This window comes from Zhongshania sp., from assembly GCF_041584495.1.
GTDB lineage: Bacteria > Pseudomonadota > Gammaproteobacteria > Pseudomonadales > Spongiibacteraceae > Spongiibacter.
The window spans coordinates 1-2,234 of the sequence record NZ_JBFHDY010000249.1; the positions used below are offsets into that span (position 1 = coordinate 1).

A 2,234-nucleotide genomic window follows, 5' to 3' on the forward strand; every position below is an offset into this window, starting at 1 on the left:
AATACTGGTATGAGTAAAGGCTGCGGGATTGATAATAATAAAGTTGATGCCTTCAGGGCGCGCCAAGTGAATGCGATCAATTAACTCGTATTCGGCATTGCTTTGCATTGATTGCAAATGATGCCCGGCCGCCTTGGCAGATAGCTGTAACCTAGTGTCGATATCGGCAAGTGTGGCGCTGCCGTAAACGCCGGGTTCGCGACTGCCAAGGAGATTGAGATTGGGACCGTGAAGTACGAGTATCGATGCCATAGGTCACTGCTATTTTGCTTAATTCAGGTTATGCGCAGATTGTGCCTTATTTGGTTTTATGAGTCCAACGCATCCCGTGAATTTTTTAAGATAGCGTGCAGTTAGCCGCAAGTTTGCAGAAGATGACCGGAATTTTGTGCCCACTAGTGTTTTCGGTGCTAACACTGAAAACCGCCGATATCGGCCTAAGTTGACTCCTCTAACAAGCTAAGGAGCATCGATTTGCTTAAGACCTGCGGCAAGACGATGGGGCTGGCAGCAAGGTCCGCTGGAAAATATATGTAGAGTGGAATGCCGTTGCGCTGATAATCGGCGAGCAGCTGGGTGATGGCAGGATCGTAGCGGGTCCAATCGGCTGTGACATAGTGAACATTGTGAAGAATAAAGGCGGCGCGAATCGTATCGGTGTGTAACACCAGCGCTTCATTGGCGGCGCAGGTTATGCACCAGTCGGCGGTAACATCTAAAAACACATTTTGGCCACTTTCGCGCAGGCGTTGAATTTGGCTGCTATCAAACCCTGACACAATGGCGTTATTTTCAATCGGCTTGTTGGGGCCAATCAGCATAAGGCTTAGTGCGGCAATATAAGAGACCATGGCCAGTATTTTGGCTGCTGGGCCCTGTTTGTAGAGCCAGAGGCCAAAACCAATTAGCAGCCAAGCAGATAAAATAAGTGCCATACCGTTCGCGCCGGTTTGGCGACCAACCACCCAGCTTAACCACACGGCGGTGGCGAGTAGGGGGAAGGCGAGTAGCTGGCGGAGCGTTATCATCCATTGCCCCGGTTTGGGAAGGCGACGCAAGCCAGCGGGGAATAGTGTTAACAACAATACCGGGAGCGCCATGCCGATACCGATAAAGGCAAACACCAGTAGTGAAACGGCGGGTGTTTGGCTGGCGGCAAAGCCCACCGCCGTGCCCATAAAGGGCGCTGTGCAGGGGCTGGCGACTACGGTGGCGAGTACGCCAGTGAAAAAACTGCCGCTATAGCCCGATTGTCGACTGAGGTCGTCACCGACACTCATCCAGCTGCCGCCAATCTCAAACACGCCGAGTAAGTTCAGCGACAGCACAAAGAATAGGCTGGCGAGTAGGGCGACAAACCACGGTGTTTGCAGTTGAAAACCCCAGCCGATGGCTTGCCCAGCTTGTTGCAGCGCGATTAATACTCCGGCCACCGCAACAAAGCTCAACACTACGCCAGCGCTGTACGCGACACCGTGACAGGCGGGGCTACCGCTGCGGGCATTCGCGAAGCTCAACACCTTTAGGCCCAATACCGGGAAAACACAGGGCATTAAATTGAGAATGGCGCCGCCGAGCGCGGCAAAAATTAAAATTAGCCAAAGTGTTGGTACATCTGCGGTGGCGGGCAGGGGGCTAGTCTTTTTGGGTGCGGTCGTTTGTTCAATTAGCTGGCTGATCGAATCAATACGGTAGTGCTGGGTTTGGGGCGGATAGCATAGCCCGGCATCGGCGCAGCCTTGGGACGTAATACTCAGTGTAAAGGGCTGGCTGGGTATGTCACTGATCGCGATAGACGTATTGTGATAGTAAACTTCGGTTTCGCCAAAATAAGGGTCTTGTTTGACTTTGCCGGGTTCAAAGCGGCTATTAACCGCCACAGGCTTGCCATCAACGCTGGCGCTAAGCTCGAAACGTTCGCGATAGAGGTAATAGCCCTCGGTTATTTGCCAGCCAAGCAATAAATTGTCGTTATTCCACTGCAGGTCTGACTGGTAGGCCTGTTCAACGGGCAAAAAACTAGGATTGCTGTCGCCAAAGCTTTGCGGCGTGGCATTAAAAAAATCCTGGCTGTGGGTGTTGGCACCCAAGACCAGAAAAATAAGCGATAATAAAAGCGGTTTCATAAATACAATCACTGCTGTGGTGGCGTTATGATACGCCATAATTAGTTGTTTCGATGCCGAAATTCACATTGCTAGCGAGTTTACAGGTATTGCCCGGAAGGGTTAAGT

At 51.7% G+C, this 2,234-nt stretch carries 2 protein-coding genes; both read right to left on the reverse strand.

The genetic code is table 11. The features are described from left to right. On the reverse strand, nt 1-252 hold a 252-nt coding region (locus tag ABYP33_RS18770), incomplete at its 3' end, for a type II 3-dehydroquinate dehydratase (RefSeq protein ID WP_373092835.1). A gap of 185 nt (nt 253-437) precedes the next feature. Continuing rightward, entirely contained in the window at nt 438-2,126 is a 1,689-nt protein-coding gene (locus ABYP33_RS18775) for a protein-disulfide reductase DsbD family protein (protein WP_373092837.1), read from the reverse strand. Nucleotides 2,127-2,234 lie beyond the last annotated feature (108 nt).